Here is a 25,262-nt window from a genome sequence, read left to right on the forward strand (position 1 = left end):
CGCCGCCCTTGCGCGCAGTCGGCGTGTGGCGATGGTGCACCGAGGCGCTGCGCAACCATCGCAGACGAACGGCGTCACCGCGCGTGACCTGCGAGCGCGCAACGCCTCGCGTCACTGTCTGAAACAAGCGCGTCTCCAACACATGCGCGGCTGGTGCGGCATCGCCGGCCAGCCGCGCGGCCGATCAGGACATCCGGCGCCGCCGCGCACGCCAGCGCCACGCCTGCAGCAGCAGCCAGCCAACGATCAGCCCGACCACCGCCACCGGCAGCAACGCCGCCACTGCGCGGATCACGAATGCCACGCTGGATGCGAAGACCTGGCCGAACCCGGCGGCCGCCTCGGCGATTTCGCCCCTGCCCTGCTCGCCCCCGGTCCCACGGAAATTGAGCGTCAGCAGCTGGGTGCGCACGCGTCGTTGCTGCTGCGCGGCGTCCTGCTGGGCCTGTTGCGCCTCGGCTTCGATCTCGGCCAGCCGCTTGGACAGGGCCAGCAGATCGGTCACGGCCAGGTCGCGGCGTTGCTGCAGTTCGAGCAGGCGTGCGTGTTCTTTCTGCAGGCGCGCCTGCGCCAGACCGGTGTCGGCGATCTGCTGCGCCAGATCCTCGGCGCGCGTGCTGCGCGCGGCGACATCGCCATGCTGGCCGGCCAGTTGCACCAGCGGCTCGATGCCGTCGGGCGCCACACGTACACTGACGCTGCCACTGGGGTCGCGGCCACCGGTCTGCTCGACCGCCAGCAGCGCGCAGTCGCCGAACTGCGCCGACTGGCAGGCAGTGCGAACCGCCACGATGCGTTGGCCGATCTGATCGGCCGGCAACTCGATCCGCACATCGTGCTCATACGCCAGCGCGTTGCCTTGCGCGGCCGGCGGTGCCGGTGCCGCAGCGCCGCCGTCTGCCGCCAGCTCTGCCGACTGCCTGGAACATCCGCTCAGCGCCCAGCCCAGCAGCAACCCGGCCGCATACCGTTGCATCGCGCGCCTCATCGGCTGGCTCCGGCGACCGCATGCATGCTCGGCGCGGCCAGCTCCGGCACGCAGCGCAGCTTGACCGCCAGGGCGGGCTCGCCGGCACCGGGGTGCATCCCCGCGCTGATGGGCGCACTACCGCACTGCCTGCAGTGGGGATGCTCGATCTGCTGCCGGTCGATGCGCCAGGCCCCCAGCGCCTGGGGCTCGCCCTGCAGGCGTGATTGCCTGCGCGTGCCGAACCACGGCAGGCCGCCATGGCCACGGCCCAGCGGGCCATTACCGCGGTACGCCCCGGTGATCGGCGCAGCGGTTTCCAGCTCGAACGCGCTGCGTCCGCAATGACAGCTACCGGCGTGGTGCATGGTGATCCTCCTTGGAAGCGGCCACTCTAAACCAATGGCGGATGCGGACAAGCGCGCACATGCCTATGCTGGCCGATTGCTTCCATCGGGATCCACCATGCGTCAACGTCTGCTCGTCCTCGCCCTGCTCGCCGGCCTCGGCGCCTGCCAGCAACAGCCCCAATCGCCGCGCGCCGGCACCCCTGATGCCAGCGCCCAGGATGCGCAGACGCCGGATGCCCGCTTCGCGGCGCTGTCCAAGCGCGCGCTCGACACCTGGATGCAGCTGTCGCCGGTCACCGCCACTCAGACCGGCGATCACCGCTTCGACACGCAGATCGACGATCTGAGCAGCGCCGGCCGCCAGCGCAGCCTGGATGCCGGCAAGGCATTGCTGTCGGACCTGGATGCCATCGAAGTGGCCAAGCTGTCGCGCGAGAACCAGGTCGATGCGGCCATCTTGCGCAACCAGCTGCAATCGGAAATCTGGAACAGCGAGGTGCTGCAGAGCTGGGCCTGGGACCCGCAGGTCTACAACGGCCTGGCCGGCAGCGCGCTGTATGGCCTGATGGCACGCGACTTCGCGCCGCTGTCCGAGCGCCTGACCTCGGCCACGCAGCGCATGGAGAAGATTCCCGGCATCTTTGCGCAGGCGCGCGAAAACCTGGACCCGGCCCGCGTGCCGAAGATCCATGCCGAAACGGTGGCCAAGCAGAACAAGGGCATCCTGAGCATCGTCGACACCTTCATCGCGCCCAACATCGGCCAGCTCGGCCCGATCGAAGCGGCCCGCGCGCAGGCCGCCATCGACGCTCTGCGCAAGGCCGTGGCCGAGCAGCAGACCTGGCTGGAGACCGTGCTGGTGCCCAATGCCAAGGGCGATTTCCGCGTCGGTGCGCAACTCTACGATCAGAAGCTGAAATTCGCGCTGCTGTCGTCGCTGTCGCGCGGCGAGATCAAGCAGCGCGCCGAGTCCGAGCTCAAGCGCGTGCGCAGCGAGATGTACGGCATCGCCCGCACGGTGCTCAAGGACAAGCCCGGCGCACCGGCACTGCCCGAAACGCCCAACGACGACCAGCAGCAGGCCGCGATCGAGGCGGCGCTGGAACTGGCCTATGCCGACAAGCCGGCACGCGACAAGGTGGTGGACGAGGCCAAGGCCGCACTGGCGCAGTCCACCGAGTTCGTGCGCCAGAAGGATCTGATGACGCTGCCCGATTCGCCGGTGGACATCATCCTGATGCCGGAATTCCAGCGCGGCGTGGCGGTGGCGTACTGCGATTCGCCCGGCCCGCTCGACAAGAATCTCAAGACCTTCTATGCGGTCTCGCCGATTCCCGACGACTGGAACGACAAGCAGGTCGATTCGTTCCTGCGCGAGTACAACAGCCGCATGATCCACCTGCTCAGCATCCACGAAGGCACCCCGGGCCATTACCTGGAAGGCTGGCATTCGGCCAAGTTCCCCTCCACGCTGCGCGCGGTGCTGCGCTCGGGCATGTTCGCCGAAGGCTGGGCGGTCTACACCGAACGCATGATGCAGGAACAGGGCTACCTGGATAACGACCCGCTGTTCCATCTGGTGCAGCTCAAGTTCTACCTGCGCACGATTGCCAACGCCATCCTCGATCAGGGCGTGCATGTGGATGGCTGGGAGCGCGACAAGGCGATGCACCTGATGACCCACGACACCTTCCAGCAGGAAAGCGAAGCGGCGGGCAAGTGGGTGCGAGCGCAGCTGTCGTCCGCGCAGCTGCCGACCTACTTCGTCGGCGTGCAGGAACATCTGGACACGCGCAAGGCGGTGCAGGACAAGCTGGGCAAGGACTTCAACCTGAAGGCGTACCACGACCAGATGCTGTCCTACGGCGCCCCGCCGGTGCGCTTTGCACGCGAGTTGATGCTGGATCAGCCGATCGAGTGATTGATCCTTCTCCCGAGGGGAGAACAAGTGAACCTTCTCCCCTCGGGAGAAGGGGCCCCAAAGGGGCGGATGAGGGTGCGGGCGAAGCCTGGCGTGGCCGGAACCAGCGAGTGGCTTCGCCCTGTACCCTCACCCCAACCCCCGCTCCGCGCCCCGGCCCGCGCTTGCGGCGCGGGCGCTCCAAGGCACGCGCGCCAGTGGCGCGCAAGCCGTGTCCTGGCGCCCCGGCAGGAGAGGGGCGTGTTGCTGCGGTGGTTGCACGTTTGTGCAGCCCACTAATTTGCGCAGCCCACTAAACAGCGACCTCACCCATCCGCCGCAACAAACCCGCCGGTCTGCCGCGCCCACAGGCGTGCATACAGGCCGCCCTGCGCGATCAGTTGCGCATGCGTGCCGGTCTCGACGATGCGTCCGGCGTCCATCACCACCAGCCGGTCCATGCGCGCGATGGTGGAAAGACGGTGCGCAATCGCGATGACGGTCTTGTTGCCCATCAACGCGTCCAGGCTGTCCTGGATCGCCGCTTCCACTTCCGAGTCCAGCGCCGAGGTGGCCTCGTCCAGGATCAGGATCGGCGCATCCTTCAGCAGCACGCGCGCAATGGCGATGCGCTGCCGCTGACCGCCCGACAGCTTGACCCCGCGTTCGCCCACATAGGCATCGAATCCGCGCCGGCCTTCGCCATCGACCAGTGTGTCGATGAAGCCTTCCGCGCGTGCCTTGCGCACCGCTTCCAGCATCTGAGCGTCGCTGGCCTGCGGCCTGCCATACAGGAGGTTGTCGCGGATCGAACGATGCAGGAGCGAAGTGTCCTGGGTGACCAGGCCGATCTGCCCGCGCAGGCTTTCCTGGGTGACATGGGCGATATCCTGCCCGTCGATGAGGATGCGCCCCTGCTCCAGGTCGTACAGCCGCAGCAGCACGTTGACCAGGGTCGACTTGCCCGCGCCCGACGGCCCGACCAGGCCGATCTTCTCGCCCGCGCGCACCTGCAGGTCCAGCCCGGCGATCACCCCGCCGCGCTTGCCGTAATGGAAATGGATGTGCTCGAACTGCACCTGGCCGTGCGTCACCTGCAACGGCACGGCGTCGGCCGCGTCCTGCACCAGCACCGGCTGCGAGATGGTCTGCATGCCGTCCTGCACGCTGCCGATGTCTTCGAAGATGCCGTTGACCGTCCACATGATCCAGCCGGACATGTTGTGGATGCGGATCACCAGGCCGGTGGCCAGCGTGATCGCGCCCACGCTGATCTGGCCGCGGCTCCACAGCCACAACGCCAGCCCGCAGGTGCCCACGATCAGGAAGCCGTTGGCTACCGCGATGGCGGTATCCATCGTGGTGGTCACGCGCGTCTGCCCGCGATGCTTCACCGCCAGCTCGTCGATCGCATCGCGCACATAGGCCTGTTCGCGGCCGGCATGGGCGAACAGCTTGAGCGTGGAGATATTGGTGTAGCCGTCGACGATGCGCCCGGTGGCCTTGGAGCGTGCATCCGACGCGATCCACGCGCGCGCCTTCATGCGCGGCACGAAGAACGCCATCAGCGCGACATACACCACCAGCCAGATCAGCAGCGGCAGCATCAACCAGGGGTCGGCCTGCGCAAACAGCCACAGCGCGCTGCCGGTATAGACCACGATGTACCAGAGCGCATCGACCATCTGCACCGCCGATTCGCGCAGCGAGGTCCCGGTCTGCATCACCCGGTTGGCGATCCGGCCGGCGAAATCGTTGTTGAAGAAGCCCAGGCTCTGCCGTACCACGTAGTTGTGCATCAGCCAGCGCGAGCGGTTGCTCAAGCCCGGCACGATCGCCTGGTTGACCAGCAGGTTGTGCAGCCCGGTGAACAGCGGGCGCGCCACCAGCGTGATTGCCGCCATCCAGAGCAATTCGCCGGCATGCCGGCGGAAGAAGTCCGCTCCCGGCCGCTCGGCCAGCATGTCGACGATGCGCCCGAGGAAGTCGAACATCGCCACTTCCACCAGGGCCAGCAGCAGCCCGGCGATCAGCGTGGCCAACAGGATCGGCCACAACGGCCGCAGATAATGCAGATAGAACCGCCACACGCTACGCGGCGGCATTTCCCGCTCGATTGGCGGGAAGACATCGATCAGGGATTCGAACCAGCGGAACATCGCAGACACTTTCGGGAAAAACCGGGAGATCAGGCTAGCTGATCGCGCGTCAAGCTGCAGTGGCGCTGGCGTCGAGCTCATGCAGCATCACCTGCACGGCAGGCTGCGATGCGCGTAACAGGCAACCGGATCGATTTCGCTTGCCCAAGCCATGCATGGCCTGGGCGTCACTGCAGGTCATGCGGCGTCAGTCGCGCTCACTCGCGGACACGTGCGAGCAGGCGGTTGACCTCGGCCAGATCGAAATGGCCCGGATCGAAGCGCCCGCCCAGGGTGGCCAGCTCCTGCACATGTTGCGCATGCTCTGGGTCGGCGATGATCCGCAGCAAGGCCTGGTAGCTGTCGATTCCTTCGCTGCTCTCCGGCGGGCAGGCATTGGCGCCGTCCACGCAACGGGCCGCGCGCAGGCTCGCGTCCGGCGGCAGGATCGCCTCGACCTGAACGCGGTGCTGCCAACCCGCGCCGGTACCGTAGAAGTAGTCGAACCGCTCCAGCTCGCCCACCGCGCTTTCGATGCTGACCCGGGCAGCATGCTTGAGCCGTGGCCGCTCCGGCACATCCAGCCCGGACTCGCCGTAGCGGCCGCCGCCCAGGTCGAATTCGTACGGATGCGCGCCGCTCCAGCCCATCACCGGTTGCAACACACGATGCAGCGTGGCCAGGCGCAGCGATCCGGCCACCAGCACGCGGCGCCAGATCAACGGTGCGCTATCCACCAGCGAAACATGCAGCTGATATACCGGCGCAGGCGCGGGTACCACCTGCTGTGCAGCTTTCTTCTTGGCCTTGGTCATCGGGTTTTGGTCGTGTCTCTCAGTGGCCAGTATGGCGGCAGCGGCCCGCGCCTGCATGGCCCAGCTCCGTCAGCGCTGCGCCATGCGGTGTGCGGTGTGCGGTGTGCGGTGTGCGGTGTGCGATATGCGGCATGTCGCGCGATCACGCATCGACGATGCCGCCCACCGTCACGCCAGCATCATTCCGCCGCCGCCCTCGCCCGCCCGGATTTACGCTACACCCGCTGCACGCGCCGGCAGTCGCAGGCCGAACAACAGGTCATACAGGATCGGGATCAAGCCCAGCGTCACCAGCGTGCCCAGCGCCAGGCCACCGATCATGGTGATGGCCATTCCGGTCCACAGCGGCCCGGCAAACAGCATCAGCGGAATCAAGCCGACGATGCAGGTGAGCTTGGTCATCACGATCGGGCGCAGCCGCTTGACCGCTGCGGCGATCACCGCCTCGCGGCGTGGCAGGCCATCGGCAAGCTCGGCCTCGATGCGTTCCAGCAGCAGCACCGCGTTGTTGACGATGATGCCGGCCAGCGCCAGCAAGCCGAAGGTCGCCATGAAACCGAACGGATAGCCGGTGATCACCAGGGCCAGTGCCGCACCGATCAGCACGAACGGGACTGCCGACATCACGATCAGCAGCTTGCGGAACGAGTTGAACTGCCACACGAACAGCAGCAGGATCGCGCCCAGTGCGTGCGGCATGTATTGGAGCAGGGCCTGGTTGGCCTCGGCAGAATCCTCGAGCTCGCCACCGATCTCCAGCCGATAACCGGGTGGCAGCTTGAGCGCGGCCATCGGCACCGACAGGCGCTCGACGATCTCGGTCGCGGTCAACTGCGGGTTGCGTGCGGTCACGGTGATCGCACGGCTCAGGTTGCGCCGCTGGATCGCCGACGGCTCGCTGTCGTGCAGCACCGTGGCGACCGCCGCCAGCGGCACTGGCGCACCGCCGGCTTGCGGGTACACCAGGGTGTCGCCAGGTGTGCCGTCGGCGGCGCGTTCCTGCGCACTGCCACGCCACACCACGGCCACCGAGCTGCCATCGTCGCGCAACAACGAGGCATCCACGCCGCTGTAGCGCGCCTGTAGCGCCTGCGCAATGTCCTCGCTGCTCACCCCGGCACGCCGCGCCCTGAGCTGGTCCACCTGCACCACGTAGCGCGGAATGCGCGCCTGCCAGTCGTCCTGCACATCCACGGTGCCCGGCAACGCGCGCAGCGCCTTTGCAATCGCAGCGGCGCTGCTGCGCAGTACTGTCTCGTCGGGGCCGACCACGCGATACACCGCCATCCCGGCTTCGGTCGCGCCCAGCGAAAACCGCTTCGGCTCAGCGCGCACGGTGGGGAAGTGGCTGCGGACATGCGCACGTGCCCGCGCTATCACTGCATCGAGATCGGTGCCCGGGCGCACGCTCACGGTGAAGTACGCCATGTTGGCCGCCGGCAGCGGGGGATTGAGGCCCAGCACGATGCGCGGGCCGCCATCGGCGACATAGCCGATGCTGTCCACCACCTCCGGGTTGGCGCGCCGATCGGCCAACCAGCGGCTCAGCGCACGCACCGTGCGCAGGGTTTCACGCGTATCGCTGCCTGCCTGCAAGGTCACCGGCATCTGGAACTGCAGACGATCGGACTTGGGCAGAAAGTCGTAGGGGATCGACACCAGCACCGCGACCGCCACCGCCAGCATCGCCACCATGCCGGCGATAAACAGCGCCTTGTGCATCAGCACGCGCTCGATGAGGCGGCGGTAGCCACGATAAAAGCGCGACGGCTCCTGTTCGCTGCCGTGTGCGACATGTGCCTTGGCGAAATACATGCACAACAGCGGCGTCACCGTGATGCTGAGCAGCCACGAGCCCAGCAAGGTCACCCCAAGCACGGTAGCTAGCGAGCGCAGATATTCGTTGGTGCTGGTCTGGCCGAAGAAGAACGGCGAGAACGCCAGCACGATCACCAACGATGAGGTCAGCAACGGGGTGGCCAGGGAGCGGCCGGCGTCGATGCAGGCCTGACGGCGCTGTTCTCCGGCAACCAGGCGGCGTTCGATGTCTTCGGCAATGACAATGCCGTTGTCCACCAGCAGGCCGAGCGACAGGATGATCGCCGCGATCGACACCGTCTGCAGCTCCACGCTCAGCACGCGCATGACGATTAGCGAGGCGAAGATGGTCAACGGCACGATCGCGCCGACGATCAGGCCGGTGCGCCAGCCCAGGAACAGCATCACCACCGCCATGACGATGACGATGGTCTCGCCCATGACGTGGTGCATCTTGCCCATCTCGCGCTCGACCACGTCGGCCTGGAAGGTGACCACGTGCTGCGCAAAACCTGCGGGCAATTCCTGCGCGGTCTGGTCCAGCTTGGCGCGCAGCGTTTTGCCGAAATCGGCGATATTGCTGCCGGGCTTCATCGAGACCGACACCACCACCGCCGGCTGGCCCTGGTAGACGGCAGCGCTTTCCGGCGGATCGGCAGGCATCACCTGTACCTGCGCCAGCTCGCCCAACGCCACTTCGCGCACGCCATTGGCATTGGGTGTCGGCAAGGTCAGCAACAGGTCCCGCAACTGCGCAGGCGAGCGTATCTCCCCGGAAGTCGCAACCGTCATCGCCAGCCCGGACACCGTCGCCAGCCCGCCGGAGGCCACCACATTCTGCGAGCGCAACTGCACCATCACGCTGGCAGGGCTCAGTCCGGTCGCCAGCAGCCGCGCGCGATCGAATGCCACATACACGCGCTCGTCCTGCAGCCCGTACAACGCCACCTGCTCCACGCCAGGCAGGGCATACAGCTGCTCGCGCAGGCGCCGCAGCGGCCCACGCATCTCGCTCATCGAATAGCCCGGTGCGGTGACTGCGATCGAGGCCACCGACACCCGTCCGAAGTCATCGTCGACCAACGGCCCTTGCGTGCCCGCAGGCAGTTGCGCACCCGCCTCGGCGGCCTTGGCCCGCACGCGCTGCCATAACGCCGGCAGATCCTGCACATCGTCGTAAGCGGTCAGCTGCACGATCGCGCTGCCTGGCCGCACCGTGCTCACGATGCGCTTGATGCCGGCCAGTTCGCGCAGGCGCTCTTCGAGGGGGCGCGCCAACAGGGTTTCCACCTGCTCGCTGGGCATGCCCGGAAACGCCACCGAGACAATGGTGTCGCGCACGGTGACCGAGGGTTCTTCCTGCGAGGGAAAACCGACGAACGCCACGATACCGCCGAGCAGGATCGTCACTGCCGCGAACAAGGTCAGCCGGCTCGACCTCATCGCCATCCGGGTCAGCATCATGGCGCCTGCCCTCCGCTCAGCTGCGTCTGCATCTGCAACGGCGCCACCGGCTGGCCATCGATCAAGAAGCCCACGCCTGCGCTGACCACCTGGTCGCCGGCCTGCAGCCCGCGCCGGACCTGGATGCGGCCGCCGACGATCGACCCGAGCTCGACTGCGCGCTCGCGCACGATCCGCTGTGCCGGCTGATACACGAACACGCTGGCCCGTTGGCGATTGAGCCTGGGCAGTACCGCAGACAGCGGCACGCTGGGCGTGCTCGCAGCCTGCGCGGGCAACTGCAGCAACACACTGTCGCCACTGCGCATCGCGTGCGGCGCGCGCACCACCTCCAGAATCGCCAGCGCAGTGGCACCGTTCTCCAGCCGGCTGGACAGGCTGCGCAGGCGCAATGTCAGCGGCACCGCAGGCTCGTCGGCCAGCGTGGCCTGCACGGTCTGCCCAGGCGTCAGCCCGGCGGCAGCAACAGGCGGCAGATTTGCGAGCAATTGCAGATGCGCCTGCCCTTCCAGCTGCAACACTGCCTGCCCCGCCCCCACATCGGCCTGCGGTTGCTGCAGGCGTGCGACCACGGCGCCATCGAAGGGTGCGCGCAGCTCACCAAGACGCGATGCACGCCGCGCCAGCGCCAGGTCGGCCTTTGCCACCTGCAGTTGCGCGGTTGCCGCATCCGCCGCCGCGCGGGCGGCGGTCAGCGTCGCCGCGGAGCTGGCGCCATCGTCGAACATGGCGTGCTGCTGACGCAGTTGCAGCTGCCGCTCGCCGGACTGCGCCATCGCCGCGCGCAGGTTGGCGTCGGCCTGCTGCTGGCGCAATTGCAGCGGCTCGGCATCCAGGCGTGCCAGCACCTGCCCTTTCTCTACGCGGTCGCCCACATCCACCAGCACGGCGGCGATGCGTCCGCCGCTCTCGAACGCCAACTCGGCCCGTTGTTGCTGACGCGCCATTGCCGGCACCTGCAGCCACCCATCGCGGCCGGAGCCGAAGCGCTCCAGCTTGACCGCCCGCGGGGTCTCGGCCGCCGGCGCATCCGGCCGGCTGCAGCCGGCCAGCACCAGCAACAGACCGCAACACACCATGGTGCGAAGAACATCCATCATCACGCTATCCCCTGCCATGTGCCGCTCAGCGGCTGTAGGTCACTGCAACCGTGCCGCCGACAAAACTGCGGCGTGCAACCAGCGGGCTGTCCGTGGCGTTGTCCGCATAGCGGGTGCCGGACACGCTCACGGTGGTGGCCCAGTGATCGCCCAGCGCATGCGTCCAGCTGCTGCCCACCGCGGCGGCATACACGCCGGAACCGGTATGGAAGGCCTGCCAGCGCGTCCGCGCCGCCTGCGCGTCGGTGACCCCGAAGTAGGCCTGGTTGAAGCGACGATCGCCGGCATGCACATCCAGATCCAGCGTCACCGTGTCGCTGGCGCCATGCAGCAGGGTGAACTCCACGCCGGCGCGATAGCGGTTGCGCCGCGCGTCCTGCTTGAGCGCGAATTCGGCTTCCGCGTTGACGTTCATGTACGGCGTGATCCGCTGCATCACCAGTGTGCGTGCGGTGACCGACCCCGGTACATCGCCCATGCCGGCCAGCACGCGCGAACCCGGACGCCAGTCGTTGTCGCGTTGCAGGCGGCCCAGGTCGTAATACAGCGACTGCGACAGATAGAAGCCGGAATCGCTCTGGAACTGCAGACCCGCGCCACGCGCGGTGTCGAAGAACAGCATGCCGCGCTGGACCACCAGCACCGGGTTGGCCTGCACGCGCGCGCGCTCGGCGCCGGCATACCGCGGTGCCGCAACCGCTGCCGCGCCCGCGGTGAGATCGGTGTGGTCGCCCAACAGCCGCGAGCTGCCGGTCAGATCGGTCTGCGCGTGCGCGAGGCATGGCAGCAGCAGGCTGGCAACGAACGGCCAGGCACGCAGTGTGGTGTCACGAGGCAGCTGCATGGAAAACAGGATGGCCATGAAAATCTCCGTCAGCGATCAGGAAAGGGATGGCAGGCAAACGCCGTAGAACGCCTGAAACAGGGCAACCCGGCTCAACAGGCGTTGGCGTGCGGTGGTCAGGTAATCCAGTTGCACCTGCGTGGCGCGCAGGCGCTCGGTCAGCAGCGTGGTGCGATCTTCCAGGCCTGCCTCCACGCGCCTGCTGAGCCGTGTCATGCGCGATTGCTCACGCTCGGCCTGCGCACGTGCACGCGGTTCGGAGTCGGCCAGGGTGGCGTGCGCGTCGAGCGCATCGGCGACCTCGCGGAAGGCGGACTGGATCGCCTGTTCGTAGGCCGCGACATCGGCGCGCTGGCGCAGCTGCGCCAGTGCAAGATTGGCGCGGTTGCGGCCGCCGTCGAACAAGGGCAGGTTCAATTGCGGGCTGAAGCTCCACATGCCGTGGCCGGCGGAAAACAGCCCGTTCAAGCCATCGCTGGCGGTGCCCACGCTGCTGCTCAGGGTGATCGATGGAAAGAACGCGGCGCGTGCTGCGCCGATGTCGGCGTTTGCCGCGCGCAGTTCCAGCTCCGCCTGCTGGATGTCCGGGCGTTGCAGCAACAACGAGGAATCCAGCGCACGCCACGCCGTGCTGGGTGTATCTGCGGCAATCAGGCGCTGCAGGTCGCCCGGCACCGGCAAGCTGTCGTAGCCAACCAGCAGTTGCAGCGCGCGCAATGCCGCAGCGTGATCGTTGGCGCCCTGCAAGGCCGCAGCATGGGCCTGATCGGCCTGATGCTGCTGGCCATCGCGCTGGTCGCGCGCGATCAGCCCAATCCGGTACTGCCGCTGTGCGATGGCCAGCAGCGCAGCGCTGTCGGCATCGGCTGCTTGCAGCTGCTGCAGCGCCTGGCTGCTTGCGCGTTCGGTGGTGTAGGCGCGCAGCACCTCGGCAACCAGCGCGCCCCGGGCCGCATCGCGCCCATGGGTGCTGGCCAGATAGCGCTGCCGCGCCGCCTCGGACATGGCCTGCAGCTTGCCGAAGAAGTCCAGCTCGAGATTGCCGATGCCGGCGTTGGCAACGACCAGATCCTGCCCGTAGCGCGCGTCCAGGGCCGGATCGTCGAAGCGCTGCCGCACCTGTTGTGCACCCACGCCGATGCTTGGCACGCGCGCGGCGCGCTCGATGCGGTACTGCGCCCGTGCCTGCTCCACCTGCAAGGCGGCGCGACGGAAGTCGCTGTTGTGCGCAAGCGCGCGTTGCAGCAACGGCCGCAGATCGCGATCCGGTGCGAACGCCTGCACAAACGCGCGTTCCTGCAGATTCAGCTCGATCCCCACCGGCTCGCTCGGTCCCACAGCGGCCACCGCCTGCTGGCTGCCGAAGGTGCCCGGCACGGTCACCGCCGGTCGCTGGTAAGTCGGCGTCAATGAACAGCCGCCCAGCAACGTGGCGATTGCCGCATTACGCAGGGCGCGGAAACAACGAGGCGCGGTCATTTGTGGAATCATGATGTCGGAGCACACGAGCCAATCTCGACCGACATCCTCGACCTGCAGCGTCCAGGTTGTTTTCGGGAATTATCCAGATTTGATCGAGACGACAGGGCACCACGCCATGACAGGCAAAAAGGTTCTGCTGGTGGAAGACGATGCAGACAGCGCCAGCATCCTGGACGCCTATCTGCGTCGCGACGGCTTCGACGTTGCCATCGCCGGAGACGGCGAGCGGGCGATTCACCTGCATCGTCAGTGGGCGCCGGATTTGGTGCTGCTGGACGTAATGCTGCCCAGGCTCAGCGGTATCGAAGTGCTGTCGGCGATCCGCCGCGCCAGCGATACGCCGGTCATCATGGTCACCGCCATCGGCGACGAGCCGGAGAAGCTGGGCGCACTGCGCTATGGTGCCGACGATTACGTGGTCAAGCCGTACAGCCCCAAGGAAGTGGTAGCGCGCGTCCATGCAGTGCTGCGCCGAAGCGTGGCGGTGCGTGCGCCGGGCGAGCCGCTGCGGCATGGCCGCCTGAGTGTGGACCTGGCTGCAGTGGTGGCCACCGTGCACGACCCGGCCGGGGCTCAGCTGGCACTGGACCTGACCCCGACCGAATTCAACCTACTCGCCATCCTGCTCAAGACGCCGTTCAAGGCATTCACCCGCAGCGAACTGCTCGACGCCTGCCTGCCCGACAGCGATGCACTGGAACGGGTGGTGGATTCGCACATCCACAACCTGCGCCGCAAGCTGGAGGTGCACGGCATCACCGGCGTGCTGGTCACCGTGCGCGCGGTGGGATACCGCTTCCAATGAATGCCCTGCGGCGCTTCAACGCCTGGCGCCGGCAAGCGCCGCTGTGGATGTGGGTGGGTGTGCGGATGAGCGCACTGGCAGTGGTGACCGTGGTGGTGATCGCCTTCGGCATGTGGTGCTATTTCAACCTGCGCGACAGCCTGATCCTGGGCAAGCTGCCGGCGGCGGCCCGCACCGAAATCGAACAACTGCGCGAACAGCCGGTCGCCAACGAGGCACGTCTGTGGCAACTGCTGCAGCAGTACTACGATGTGGAAAATTTTCTGCCCGGGCTGGCCAACCCTGACTGGTGGACGCTGGGGGCCATGGTCGCCCTCTCCATCCCGGTGATCCTGGTCTGCGGGCTGCTTGCATCGCGTCCGTTGTCGCGGCAATTTTCCCAGGTGGCCAGGGCCGCGCATCGGGTCAGCGATGGCGACTTCGGCGCACGCGCGCAGGTGGTGGCAGGCGCACCGGACGAGCTCACGGCGCTGGCGGACGACTTCAACGCCATGGGCGGCAAACTGCAGCAGTACGAACGCGAACTGCGCGAGTCCAGCGCAATGCTGGCACACGAACTGCGCACCCCGCTCAACGCAGCGATGGGCCGCGTACAGGGCATGCTGGACGAGGTCTTCCCGCGCGATCCCGAGCAGCTGCGCCTGGTCCATCGCCAGCTGGAACAGATCAACCGGCTGATCGGCGACCTGCATCTGGTGTCGCTGGCGCGTGCCGGCCAGCTGGTGCTGGAGCCGGACAGTTTCGATCTGCATGAGCTGATTGCCGAGCGGGTGGAATGGGCAGGCCCGACAATCCGCGCGTTGCAGACGACGGTCACCGCGCCGGCACCTTCCGGGCTACGCGTCTGCGCCGACCGCCATCGCCTGGGCCAGGTGTTTTCCATCCTGATCGACAACGCACTGCGCTACGCCGCCGCAGGCAAGGTGCTGGATATCGAGCTGCGCCGCGATGGTGCGCATGTGCTGGTCACGCTCGGCGACCGCGGCCCCGGCGTGGAGCCTGCGCAGCTGCCGCACCTGCTGGACCGCTTCTGGCGCGCGGACAGTTCACGCGCGCGCCATTCCGGTGGCAGCGGCCTGGGCCTGGCGATCGCCTCGGCCATCTGCCAGGCGCACGATGGCCGCTTGATCCTGGGCAATCGCGTCGGCGGCGGGTTGCTGGCCAGCGTGCAACTGCCGTTGTCGCGCTGAGGCGTTCGCGCGGTTGCGCCGCAGCGTTTGCGGCTGCCTGGCATGCCAGGCCGCTGCGAGCATCAACGCTGCTGCAGGCTCGGCACCGCAGCGGTCACGTCGGCATGGCGACGCATGATCCAGTTGAACAGCGGCGTGGCCATCAGCGTGGAGAGGATCGCCATCAGCACCAGCACCGAGAACAGGCCTTGTTCGATCACGCCGGCCTGCAACCCGATGTTGATGATGATCAGTTCCATCAAACCGCGTGCATTCATCAGCGAGCCGATCGCCATCGCATCGCGGTTGTTCTCGCCGGTGATGCGTGCGGCGGCCCAGCAGGCCAGTCCCTTGCCGATGAACGATGCGGCCAGAATCGCCACGCCGGCCAGCATGATCTGCGGCTGCAGCAACACGCTCAGTTGCGTCTTCAAGCCGGAATAGGTGAAAAACATCGGCAGCAGGAACACCACCACGAACGGCTGCATCATCTCGCGCAACTTCTCGGTCAACGCGCCCCTGGGCAGGCAGACGCCGAGCAGGAAGCCGCCGAAGACTGCATGGATGCCGATCGCATCCATCGCCCAGGCGCTGAGGCAGAACAGCATCAGGATGACTGCCAATACGCCATTGCTCAGCGGTTGGTCCTGCACCACGTAACGCTCGAGACGACGCAGCAGATGCCGGCCGACAAAGATCATGAACGCCGCATACGCAACGCCGCCGCCGATGGCCAGATAGGCGCTGCCCCAGCTGCCGCCGAAGCTGGCCAGCACCACGGCAAGAATGCACCAGGCCGCCGCATCGTCGAACGCACCTGCAGTGAGTGCCAGCGTGCCCAACGGGCTATTGGTCAGCCCGCGCTCGTGGATGATGCGCGCCAGCATCGGGAAGGCGGTGATCGCGATGGCCGCGCCCAGGAACAGCGAGGCCTCCATCAACTTGGCTTTTTCCGAGAACAAGCCGTCCACGTTGATCAGCCACGGACACATCGCAAAGGCCAATGCGAACGGCACCGCGATCCCGGCCAGCGACACGCTCATCGCACTGCGATAGCGTGCGCGGAAATGATCGCTGCGGAAGTCGGTGCCGACCAGGAACATGTACAGGCCCACGCCGAACTGGGCCAGCACATACAGCACGTCCAGCGTCTGCTTGGGAAACAGCGCCGCCTGCACATCCGGCAGTAATATGCCGAACAGCGACGGACCCAACGCCACGCCGGCAATCATCTCGCCCACCACCTGCGGCTGCCCCACCCGCTTGGCCAGCAATCCCACCAGACGACAGATCAGCAGGATCACCGCAGCCTGCAAGAAGAAATACACCGACATCTGCGGAGTGGTCATGCGTTGGGCAATATCCCTGAGAAGTGCGCGGATCATAACGAGCCGTGCCGGCCGGCGATAGCATCGTGCAGCTGGCGCCAACGCGCCGTCGGGCGTCGGCACGCCTGCCTGCATCGGCAGGCCCGACCACGTGACGCATGCCCGCCGAGCCCGGTAGCCGGCACGCGCCGTGATCAATGCATGCTGCAGCGCGCATTGCGGCGCAGATGACACCCGAAAGCCCTGCAACCGGTTGGGGATGGCGTGGACGCCACACCGATACTGCATTGGCCGCCGGCCACTAGACGCTCCGTGCAGTGACCGTGCCCCGCTTGCAGGACGAGTGATGTGTCACTTGTGTCCCGTTTGCTCCGCTGCCACCGGCGTCAACACCAGGTCCTGGAAATCGAAGCTGAAATCGGTCAGCGGCGAGATCGCCTCCATCCGCATCTCGCGCACCGCACCATCCGGGGTCAGCGCGAAATTGACGAAGGCATCGGCATTCAGGCTGCGATCGTCCCAGCGCACGATGAAGCTGTCGTGTTGCCAATGCTCCAGCGTGCCGATCAATTGCGCGGTCTTGGAAAACTGCAGACGCAGGCGCTTGCCGTCCTGACGGATCACCACGTCGCCGTACCACGGGTCGCGATAGGTCGCCGCATAGCTGCGCAACGGCAACGACGGCGTGGAGCGCGCCACGCGTGCGCCCTGATGTTTCTTCCAGCTGGTGTCCGCATCGCCGTCGGCCTTGGCCACCGCCTTGGCATAGGCGGCGGTCCAATCGGTGGCCGGCACCTGCAAGAATGCATCCAGCACCTGCAGGGTCACCGCATTGAAGGCCGCACCGATCTCCTGATTGGTCAGCACCACCACGCCCAGCTGCTGGTCGGGCACCAGCGTCAGCCGCGACACCATGCCCGGCCAGCCGCCGGTGTGCCATACCAGCCGATGGCCGCGGTAATCGCTCAGGCTCCAGCCCTCTCCGTAGCCGGCAAAATTGGGGCGTGCTGCCGCCAGCTCCGGCACGGCCGGGTCGGCAATCGCAATCGGCGTGATCATCGACCACATCTCCTGCTGCCGTTTGGCACTGAACAGCGGCGTGCCATCGGGCAGGACGCCGCCGGCCAGTTGCACCTTCATCCACAACGCCATGTCGTGCGCGCTGGAATAGATGCCGCCGGCACCGGAGTTGTTGGACCAAGTCAGCGGCGCGACCGTGCGCAGCTCGGTGAAGTCATACTTGGCATGGCCCACGGCCGCGTTGTCGCCCGGTTGCAGATGGTCGGCATTGAAGCGCGTACCGCGCATGCCCACCGGGGCGAAGATGCGTTGCTGCAGAAACGCCGCATAGGTCTGCCCGGAGACCTGCTCGATCACCTTCTGCGCCACCGCATACAGGATATTGTCGTAGGCGTAGCGATCGCGGAAACCGCCCTTCAGTGGCACCTTGGACAGGCGCTGCACCACTTCGTCGGTGCTGTAGCTGGTGGTCGGCCAGAACAACAGGTCGCCCGCGCCCAGGCTCAGGCCGCTGCGGTGCGCGAGCAGATCGCGCACACGCATCTCGCCGCTGACGTACGGGTCGGACATGCGGAACCACGGCAGGTGGTCGATGACCTTGTCGTCGAGCGAGAGCTTGCCCTCGTCGGCCAGGATCGACAGCGATGCGGCAGTGAACGCCTTGGTGTTGGAGGCGATCGCAAACAGCGTGTCGGGCTGCACCGGCGCAGGCTTGCCGATCTCGCGCACGCCGTAGCCGCGCTCCAGCACCACCTGCCCATCCTTGACGATGGCCACCGCAATGCCGGGCACATCGAACTGCTTGCGCACGCGTTCCATCTGCGCGTCGAACTGCTGCATGCCGGCGGGAAGCTCGGCCGCCTGCGTCGTCACCAAGCTTGCCAGCATCAACACGCCTCCACTCAGCCATCGGTTCACGGTCACTGTCGCACGTCCTCTGGTTCGCTCAGGTCGATCCGCCGGCACTGTCCAGCGACAGCGGCAGCGGTGCCACCAACACGCCGTTGCCATCGGCATACAGCCAATGGCCGGGCACGAAGGCCACGCCGGCAAAATTCACCGGCACATCCACATCACCCAGATCGCGGCGCTCGGTGCGGCGCGGGCAGGCGCCCAGCGCCAGCACGCCCAGCGGCAGCGTGGCCAGGATCTCCACATCGCGCACGCAGCCGTGGATCAACACGCCGGCCCAGCCGTTGGCGACCGCCTGCATGGCGATCTGGTCGCCCAGCAGCGCGTGCTTCAACGAACCCTGCCCGTCCACCACCAGCACGCGGCCGTCGCCAGGCGTGGAGGCCAGCTCGCGCACCCGCGAGTTGTCCTCGAAACAGCGCACGGTGACGATCGGCCCGGAGAATGCCGCACGTCCGCCATAGGAGCGGAACAGCGGCTCGGCGATGCTCACCTCGGGAAAGCGGTCACACAGATCGGGCGTGGTCCAGGTCATCGCTGCGGTCCGAAAGTGGCGATCTGCGATGGTAGCGGCATGGCCGCGTCCGTGTAAGCCGCCGATCGCCCCGCCGGCTGGCCGGGCGGTGCCTGCATCGAGTACACAACGCCTGCATGCGGCCGCGCGCCAACGGCCGCGCCTGCCTGGCAGTGCGCAAACGTTTTGGCAGCCGCGGCTTTGCTGCGGAGCCGGCGGGGCTATCATCTGGGCGGCTTGCCACATCTGCGCGTCTGCGAACATGCCAGGCGCGCGCTCACGCCAACGTGGAATCTGTCATGACCGATCTGTTCGCCGCCACCCCGCCCGCGCTCGATGGCATCCATGTCGGTATCGGCGGCTGGGTGTATGCGCCATGGCGGGAGGGGATGTTCTATCCGCAAGGGCTGGTGCAGCGCCGCGAGCTGGAATACGCAAGCCGCCACGTCACCGCCATCGAGATCAACGGCACGTATTACGGGACGCAGAAACCGGCCACCTACGCGAAGTGGCGCGACCAGGTGCCGCCCGGGTTCGTCTTCTCGGCCAAGGCACCGCGCCGCATCACCCAGTCGCGCAAACTGGCCGGCACCCAGGCGCAGGTGGACGACTTCATCGGCGGTATCGTCGAGCTCGGCGATACGCTGGGGCCGCTGGTGTGGCAGTTCGAACAAGGGCATCGGCTGCAGGCCGACGACCTGGACGCCTTCCTGTCGTTGCTGCCCAAACGCGCCGGCAAGCGCGTGCTGCGCCATGTGCTGGAAATCCGCGACCACGACGCGGTGGATGCCGCGCTGCTGGCATTGGTGCGTCGGCATGGGGTGGCCACGGTGTTCACCGACTCGGACGAGCATCCGTCCTTTGCCGATCTGTCCATCGACTTTGTCTATGCGCGGCTGATGCGCAGCCAGGCGCGCCTGCATGCCGGCTACCCGGCGCCGGCACTGGCGCGCTGGGCCGAGCGCATCCAGGCCTGGCGGCGCGGCGACGATGTGGCGGACCTGCCGCATATCGATGCATCGACGCACGCCGCAGCCACCCCGCGCGAGGTGTTCGTGTTTTTCATCAGTGCCGCCAAGGAGCGCAATCCGGCCGCGGCGATGGCGTTGCTGCAGGCGTTGGGGGCGCGCTGACAGGGGCGTTGCGTCGCGTCTTCGGCGACAATGGCGCATGCCCACGACCGACCTGCGCAAGGCGCAACTGCAAATCCATTTCTGCGTCCTGCTCTGGGGCATCACCGCGATCCTGGGCAAGCTGATCACGCTGCCCGCGTTGCCGTTGGTGTGGTGGCGCATGTTGATCGTGGTGGTGGCGCTGGCGCTGTTGCCGCGGGTGTGGCGCGGACTGCGCGGGTTGTCCGGACGCGTGGTGCTGGGCTATTGCGGCATCGGCGCCCTAGTGGCCCTGCACTGGCTGACCTTCTACGGCGCGATCAAGCTGGCCAATGCCTCGGTGGCGGCGACCTGCATTGCACTGGCGCCGGTGTTCACCGCCGTGATCGAGCCATGGGTGACGCAACGCCCCTTCCGCCCGCGCGAACTGCTGTTCGGCCTGGCGGTGCTGCCCGGCGTGGCGCTGGTGGTCGGCGGGGTGCCGGATGGCATGCGTGCCGGCGTGGTGGTCGGCGCAATTTCGGCGGTATTCGTCGGCCTGTTCGGCTCGCTCAACAAGCGCATGGTCGCGCATGCCGACCCGCTCACCGTCACCGCACTTGAGCTTGGCGCCGGCACGCTGACCCTGACCGTGCTGGCGCCGGCCATGCCGTTGTTGCTGCCGTCGCTGCATGGCGACCTGATGATCATCCCCAGCCTGCACGACGGCGTCCTGCTGCTGGTGCTGTCGCTGGCCTGCACGCTGCTGCCGTTTGCGCTGGCACTGGTGGCGCTGCGCCATCTCAGCGCCTACTCGGTGCAGCTGGTGACCAATCTCGAACCGGTCTACGCCATCGTGCTGGCGATCGCCCTGCTCGGCGAGCAACGCGAGTTGACCGTGCAGTTCTATCTCGGCGTGGCGATCATTCTCGGCGCGGTCTTCCTGCATCCGGTGCTGGAACGCCGACGCACGATCGTGCATCCGGAACTGCTCGGCACCGCCGAGGCGAAGAACATCGTCGACTGACGGCACCGCACAAGCAACAACCGTCGTCGTAGGAGCGGCCCAGGCCGCGACCGGCCTTGTCGATAACGCAGCAACGCCCGCACATCACCACGATCACAACCACACCTATGCCAACGCCACCACCTGGTCGCGCCCGCCCCGCTTGGCCGCATACAGGGCCTGGTCGGCGCGCTTGATCACCGCGTCCGCGCTTTCCTGCGGATGCAGCGTGGCCACGCCGATACTCACCGTCACCGGCAGCGCGATCGTCATCACTGCCACGCTCTGGCGCAGGTACTCGCACTGCACGCGTGCCTGCAGCAGATCCACATCGGGCAGCAGCAGCACGAATTCCTCGCCGCCGTAACGCGCGATGGTGCCGGCACCGGCCACATGCGCGCGCAGCAACGCCGACAGCTCGCGCAGCACCACATCGCCCTGATCGTGCCCGTGCACGTCGTTGACGGTCTTGAAGTGATCCACGTCCAGCAACGCCACCGATAACGGCTGGCCCGCCGCACGCGTCTGTTCCATGGCCACGCCCAGGGCCGCCGCAAACGCACGTCGATTGGGCAGGCCGGTCAGCGGATCGGTGCGGGTCTGCTCGACCAGATCGGCGTTCAACGCATCCATTTGCGCGTAGTAACTTGCCAGCTGCTGTTCGTACCATTGGCGCTCATGCAGTTGCTGGCGCAGGCGCTTGCCGGCCAGGCGCAGTTCCAGCAGATGTGCGGCCTGCCGCGACAATGCCTGCAGCGCCTGCCGCTGCTCTTCGCGCAGATGCGCCGGGGTCTGGTCGAACACGCACAGCGAGCCCAGCGCCATGCCGCCGCTGGTCACCAACGGCGCGCCGGCATAGAAGCGCACCGCAGAGCTGCCGGTCACCATCGGATTGTCGTGGAAGCGCGGGTCGAGCAAGGTGTCGTCGACCATCATCACTTCGTCCGGGCGCAGGATCGCATGCGCGCAGAACGAGATATCGCGCGACGCTTCGCTACGCGGCGCACCATGTGCGGACTTGAACCATTGCCGCTGCTCGTCCACCAGCACCACCGCCGCCATCTGCGTCTGGCACAACGTGGACGCGATCATGGTGAGGTCGTCGAAGGCACGCTCGGGCGGCGAATCCAGCACCTCGTACTGACGCAGCGCGGCCAGTCGTTCGGCTTCGTTGTCCGGCAATGTCGGTTTGATCACGCTGCCTGCTCCCCCAGCTGGCTGTCAGCGGCGCAAGTATGACCGAGCCGGTCATGCGCGGCCATCGGGCTGCACATGCGCAGCCGGCGCACCGTGCCGCTATGTGCGGCCCATCGCGCCGGGCCCCATCACCAATCGGTGCGTTGCGGCAGCAATCCGCGCAATTCCGCATCACTGAGGTTGCGCCACTGCCCGGGCTTGAGCGCGGCCAGCTTGATGTTGTCGATGCGCACACGGCGCAGCTGGGTCACGCGGTAGCCGAATTCGGCAGACATCAGGCGGATCTGCCGGTTCAAGCCCTGCTCCAGCACGATGCGGAAGCCGAACTTGGCGATGCGCGCGGTGCGGCACGGCAACGTGGTCTCGTTGTGGATGCGCACACCGCGCGCCATGCCACGCAGGAATTCGTCGGTGACCGGCTTGTTGACCGCCACCAGATATTCCTTCTGGTGGCGATTTTCCGCGCGCAGGATCTCGTTGACGATGTTGCCGTTGCTGGTCATCAGGATCAGCCCCTCGGACTCCTTGTCGAGCCGGCCGACCGGAAAGATGCGCTGCTCGTGGCCGACGAATTCGACGATGTTGCCCTTGACCGAACTTTCGGTGGTGCAGGTGATGCCCACCGGCTTGTTGAGCGCGATGTAGACATGCTTGCGCCCACCGGGCTTGCTGGCGGCGCGCGTGCGCAGTGGCTGGCCGTCCACCAGCACGGTGTCGTCCTCGCCCACCACCGCACCGGTGCCGGCGGCCACGCCATTGACGGTGACCCGGCGTTCGCCGATCAGGCGATCGGCCTCGCGGCGGGAGCAGAAGCCGGTTTCGGCGATGTATTTGTTGAGTCGGGTCGTCATCGGCCGATTATCGGCGATTTGCAGCGCCCCGCGTGCACCCACGTGCGATCAGGACACCGCCAGCAGCGGCTGCCCGGCGTGCAGCAACTCGTCGAGCGGGCATGGACGATGCAGGCTGAAACCCTGCACCTGGCCCACTCCGGCCTCGTGCAGTCCGGGAATGTCCGCCTCCGACTCCACGCCCTCGGCCACCACTTCGATGCCCAGCGCCAGGCCCACCTGCGCGATCGAATGCACCGCCGCACGGTCCACCGCGTCGTGTGCGTAGTTGCGTACGAAGCCGCAATCGATCTTGAGGACATCCACGGTGAACTGCTTGAGATAGCCGAACGAGGCCAGGCCGCTGCCGAAATCGTCCAGCGCCACATGGCAGCCGCGCGCGCGCACGCTCTGCACGAAGCGCCGCGCGTGCTCCAGATCGCCAATGACGGCGGTCTCGGTGATCTCCATGCACAGCTTGGGCACCAGGCTCGGATAGCGCTCGAACAGGGCGCACACGAAATCGAGAAAATCCGCTTGCGCGATCGACTGCGCAGACAGGTTGACGTGGCACAGATCCAGATTAGCCAGGTGCAGCGGATTGGCCGCCAGCTGCGCGCACAGTGTTTCCAGCACATGCACGTCGACCATGCGCCCCAGGCCGTAGCGTTCCACCGCAGGCAGGAATTCGCCCGGACTCAGCACCCGCCCGTCACCCGCGCGCATGCGCACCAGCACTTCGTACTGCAGGCGTCCCGGATCGCGCAACACCTGGATCTTCTGCGCATACAGCAGCAGGCGGTCCTCGGCGATGGCCTGCTGCACCGCGCTGATCCAGCCGCCGTCGTGGCGGCGCCGCGCCAGCGCCAGATCGTTTTCGCCGAAACAGCGAATCCGGTTGCGCCCCTCTTCCTTGGCTGCGTAACAGGCCAGGTCGGCGGCGGTCATCAAGGCATTGACGTCGCTGGCGCCCTGGCGGATTTCCACCACGCCGAAGCTGCAACCGGGCGTCAGCGGCCGTCCGCCCTGGTGGCTCCATGGCTGACCCAGCACCGCGTGCATGCGCTGGCGAAGTGGCACAGGAACTTGTCGCCCACCGCATGCCCGAAGGTGTCGTTGACCAGCTTGAAGTGATCCAGGTCGACGAAGCACAGCGCATGGCGGAGCTGCGGCGATTGCGGCGGCTCGATCAGGCGCAGCAGCCGGCGTTCGATCTCGCGGCGGTTGATCAGGCCGGTCAGGGCATCGTGGCGCGCATGGAAGGCGACTTCGTCGGCCAGCTCGTGTGCGTGCGAGACATCCTCGATCACCGCCAGCACCAGGGTCGGCTCTTCCGGGCCGGGTTCCACCAGCGAGGCACTCCAGCGCCCCCACATCACCCCGCCATCGGCGCGCAGGAAGCGTCGCTCGCCGGACTGCAGCAGGGCCGGCCAGTCGACCAGGCCGCGGCTGTCCAGCGCGATGTCGTCCGGATGCATCACCTCGGCCAGCGTGCAGGCCTGCAGCTCTTCGGGCCGGTAGCGCAGGATGTTGGCCATCGAGGCATTGGCATCGAGCACGCGGCCGCGCAGGTCGAACTTGACCATGCCCAGCGCCGCCTGTTGGAACGCGGTGCGAAAGCGGCCTTCGTGCGAGAGCAGGTAATCGCCGATGCGGCGCATCGCCAGCACGCAGGTGGTCAGCACCAGCAGCAAGGTCGCCAGGCTGCAGATCACCATCATGTCGTGCAGCAGCCGCGCGCAGCGGACCAGCAGCGCCTGGAACTGCGCCGTATCGCTGCGCATGCGGCCATCGAGCAGATGCAGCTCATCGCGCAGGGCCTGCAGCGCGCGCGGATCCGGGCGGCTGGCGGCCTGCACCGAGGCGGCCCGGTCGGCCAGCGCGCTCAGCTGCAACAGGTCGGCATCGGTGTGTTTCCACATCGCGATGGCGTCGCCCAGATACGGAAAGACATGGCCGTAGCGATACAGCCGCACCATTTGCGGCATGTCCTCAGGGGCATTGCGGCCGGCCGCCAGCCCGGCATGGACCGCGCTCCAGTCGATCACCGGTTGCTCGACCGCCTCGCGGGCCGCGCGGTCGCCGAGCGGCACTTCCAGCGCGCGGCAGGCGGCCTGCAGGTCGGCCGGATCGCCGCTCCCCAGGTAGCGCTCCAGCCAGTACACCGACTCCTGCTGGGCATTGGACCAGTGGCTCTGGCCGACGATCCAGGCCGTCGCTCCGGACTGGATCTCGATCATCAGCGCAGAGAGCACCGCCATGCTGATGGCCATGCCGATCAACAAGGCCAAGGGAAGCGTCAGCCAGCCGCGCATCAGATGCATGGTCTGCCTACCGCCGGTACCGCCCGCCATCTGCGCCATTGTCACCCTCGAACCCTGCCGCCGCCCCATGCGATTCAGGCGCCCAGTGGGCGCCTGAAGGCAGTAGCGGCCGCAATGGCGCAGTCTGTATGGCAGCGCCTGCTTGACCACGGTCGACGCAGGCACTTCGCCTGGCCGGCAGGACGCTG

18 protein-coding genes and 1 pseudogene are annotated in these 25,262 nt (G+C 67.2%); 5 read left to right on the forward strand and 14 right to left on the reverse strand.

Features of this window, described 5'->3' with window-relative positions:
• Positions 1 to 184: 184 nt before the first annotated feature.
• Together EO141_RS09560 and EO141_RS09565 are read right to left on the reverse strand one after the other, a co-directional pair.
• On the reverse strand, positions 185 to 988 hold the full coding sequence (locus EO141_RS09560; RefSeq protein ID WP_127169056.1) for a DUF4349 domain-containing protein: 804 nt from the start codon (positions 986 to 988) through the stop codon (positions 185 to 187).
• Positions 985 to 1,335 carry an aldehyde-activating protein gene (locus tag EO141_RS09565; protein WP_127169057.1) on the reverse strand — a complete coding sequence of 117 codons (351 nt, stop codon included), beginning with the start codon at positions 1,333 to 1,335 and terminating at the stop codon, positions 985 to 987. The genes EO141_RS09560 and EO141_RS09565 overlap by 4 nt, the downstream gene beginning before the upstream one ends.
• A gap of 97 nt (positions 1,336 to 1,432) precedes the next feature.
• On the opposite strand from EO141_RS09565, the gene EO141_RS09570 reads away from it, so the two are divergent.
• Positions 1,433 to 3,238, forward strand: a complete 1,806-nt coding sequence (locus EO141_RS09570; RefSeq protein ID WP_127169058.1) for a DUF885 domain-containing protein — start codon at positions 1,433 to 1,435, stop codon at positions 3,236 to 3,238.
• Between the two features lie 305 nt (positions 3,239 to 3,543).
• On the opposite strand, the gene EO141_RS09580 is transcribed toward EO141_RS09570, so the two are convergent.
• From EO141_RS09580 to EO141_RS09605, 6 genes are all read right to left on the reverse strand, one after another.
• Positions 3,544 to 5,376, reverse strand: coding sequence for an ABC transporter ATP-binding protein (locus EO141_RS09580; RefSeq protein WP_127169223.1), 1,833 nt, complete (start codon positions 5,374 to 5,376; stop codon positions 3,544 to 3,546).
• Positions 5,377 to 5,573: 197 nt separating this feature from the next.
• A complete protein-coding gene (locus EO141_RS09585) occupies positions 5,574 to 6,170 on the reverse strand; it encodes a plasmid pRiA4b ORF-3 family protein (RefSeq protein ID WP_127169060.1) in 597 nt (198 codons plus the stop codon).
• A 210-nt stretch (positions 6,171 to 6,380) separates the two neighbouring features.
• Positions 6,381 to 9,452 carry an efflux RND transporter permease subunit gene (locus EO141_RS09590; protein WP_127169061.1) on the reverse strand — a complete coding sequence of 1,024 codons (3,072 nt, stop codon included), beginning with the start codon at positions 9,450 to 9,452 and terminating at the stop codon, positions 6,381 to 6,383.
• Complete coding sequence (locus EO141_RS09595) at positions 9,449 to 10,549, reverse strand: efflux RND transporter periplasmic adaptor subunit (protein ID WP_241236643.1); 1,101 nt, start codon at positions 10,547 to 10,549, stop codon at positions 9,449 to 9,451. The genes EO141_RS09590 and EO141_RS09595 overlap by 4 nt, the downstream gene beginning before the upstream one ends.
• Before the next feature lie 28 nt (positions 10,550 to 10,577).
• Positions 10,578 to 11,396, reverse strand: a complete 819-nt coding sequence (locus EO141_RS09600; protein ID WP_326520523.1) for a MipA/OmpV family protein — start codon at positions 11,394 to 11,396, stop codon at positions 10,578 to 10,580.
• A 36-nt stretch (positions 11,397 to 11,432) separates the two neighbouring features.
• Complete coding sequence (locus EO141_RS09605) at positions 11,433 to 12,875, reverse strand: efflux transporter outer membrane subunit (RefSeq protein WP_241236644.1); 1,443 nt, start codon at positions 12,873 to 12,875, stop codon at positions 11,433 to 11,435.
• Positions 12,876 to 12,993: 118 nt separating this feature from the next.
• Between EO141_RS09605 and EO141_RS09610 the strand changes: the two genes are divergently transcribed.
• Together EO141_RS09610 and EO141_RS09615 are read left to right on the forward strand one after the other, a co-directional pair.
• Positions 12,994 to 13,683 carry a response regulator gene (locus EO141_RS09610; protein WP_046343487.1) on the forward strand — a complete coding sequence of 230 codons (690 nt, stop codon included), beginning with the start codon at positions 12,994 to 12,996 and terminating at the stop codon, positions 13,681 to 13,683.
• Entirely contained in the window at positions 13,680 to 14,873 is a 1,194-nt protein-coding gene (locus EO141_RS09615; protein ID WP_054591537.1) for an ATP-binding protein, read from the forward strand. The genes EO141_RS09610 and EO141_RS09615 overlap by 4 nt, the downstream gene beginning before the upstream one ends.
• Positions 14,874 to 14,935: 62 nt before the next feature.
• Here EO141_RS09615 and EO141_RS09620 read toward each other — a convergent pair whose 3' ends face one another.
• The 3 genes from EO141_RS09620 to rraA form a co-directional block, all read right to left on the reverse strand.
• On the reverse strand, positions 14,936 to 16,201 hold the full coding sequence (locus tag EO141_RS09620) for a cation:proton antiporter (protein WP_102581360.1): 1,266 nt from the start codon (positions 16,199 to 16,201) through the stop codon (positions 14,936 to 14,938).
• A 330-nt stretch (positions 16,202 to 16,531) separates the two neighbouring features.
• Positions 16,532 to 18,124, reverse strand: a complete 1,593-nt coding sequence (locus EO141_RS09625) for a serine hydrolase (protein ID WP_127169065.1) — start codon at positions 18,122 to 18,124, stop codon at positions 16,532 to 16,534.
• A gap of 22 nt (positions 18,125 to 18,146) precedes the next feature.
• Entirely contained in the window at positions 18,147 to 18,647 is a 501-nt protein-coding gene (gene rraA / locus EO141_RS09630) for a ribonuclease E activity regulator RraA (protein ID WP_024939752.1), read from the reverse strand.
• Between the two features lie 278 nt (positions 18,648 to 18,925).
• Here rraA and EO141_RS09635 point away from each other — a divergent pair, with 278 nt between their 5' ends.
• The gene (locus EO141_RS09635) at positions 18,926 to 19,759 is read left to right on the forward strand and encodes a DUF72 domain-containing protein (RefSeq protein WP_127169066.1); all 834 of its coding nucleotides are present in this window, start codon (positions 18,926 to 18,928) and stop codon (positions 19,757 to 19,759) included.
• A gap of 37 nt (positions 19,760 to 19,796) precedes the next feature.
• A complete protein-coding gene (locus EO141_RS09640; RefSeq protein ID WP_127169067.1) occupies positions 19,797 to 20,744 on the forward strand; it encodes a DMT family transporter in 948 nt (315 codons plus the stop codon).
• Between the two features lie 105 nt (positions 20,745 to 20,849).
• On the opposite strand, the gene EO141_RS09645 is transcribed toward EO141_RS09640, so the two are convergent.
• From EO141_RS09645 to EO141_RS09655, 3 genes and pseudogenes are all read right to left on the reverse strand, one after another.
• Positions 20,850 to 21,920, reverse strand: coding sequence for a sensor domain-containing diguanylate cyclase (locus EO141_RS09645; protein ID WP_127169068.1), 1,071 nt, complete (start codon positions 21,918 to 21,920; stop codon positions 20,850 to 20,852).
• A gap of 128 nt (positions 21,921 to 22,048) precedes the next feature.
• Positions 22,049 to 22,771, reverse strand: a complete 723-nt coding sequence (locus tag EO141_RS09650) for a pseudouridine synthase (RefSeq protein WP_016903964.1) — start codon at positions 22,769 to 22,771, stop codon at positions 22,049 to 22,051.
• Positions 22,772 to 22,819: 48 nt separating this feature from the next.
• A pseudogene (locus EO141_RS09655) lies at positions 22,820 to 25,113 on the reverse strand (EAL domain-containing protein).
• Positions 25,114 to 25,262: the final 149 nt, after the last annotated feature.

The organism is Xanthomonas sp. BRIP62415, assembly GCF_003993515.1.
GTDB classification, from domain to species: Bacteria; Pseudomonadota; Gammaproteobacteria; order Xanthomonadales; family Xanthomonadaceae; genus Xanthomonas; species Xanthomonas euroxanthea.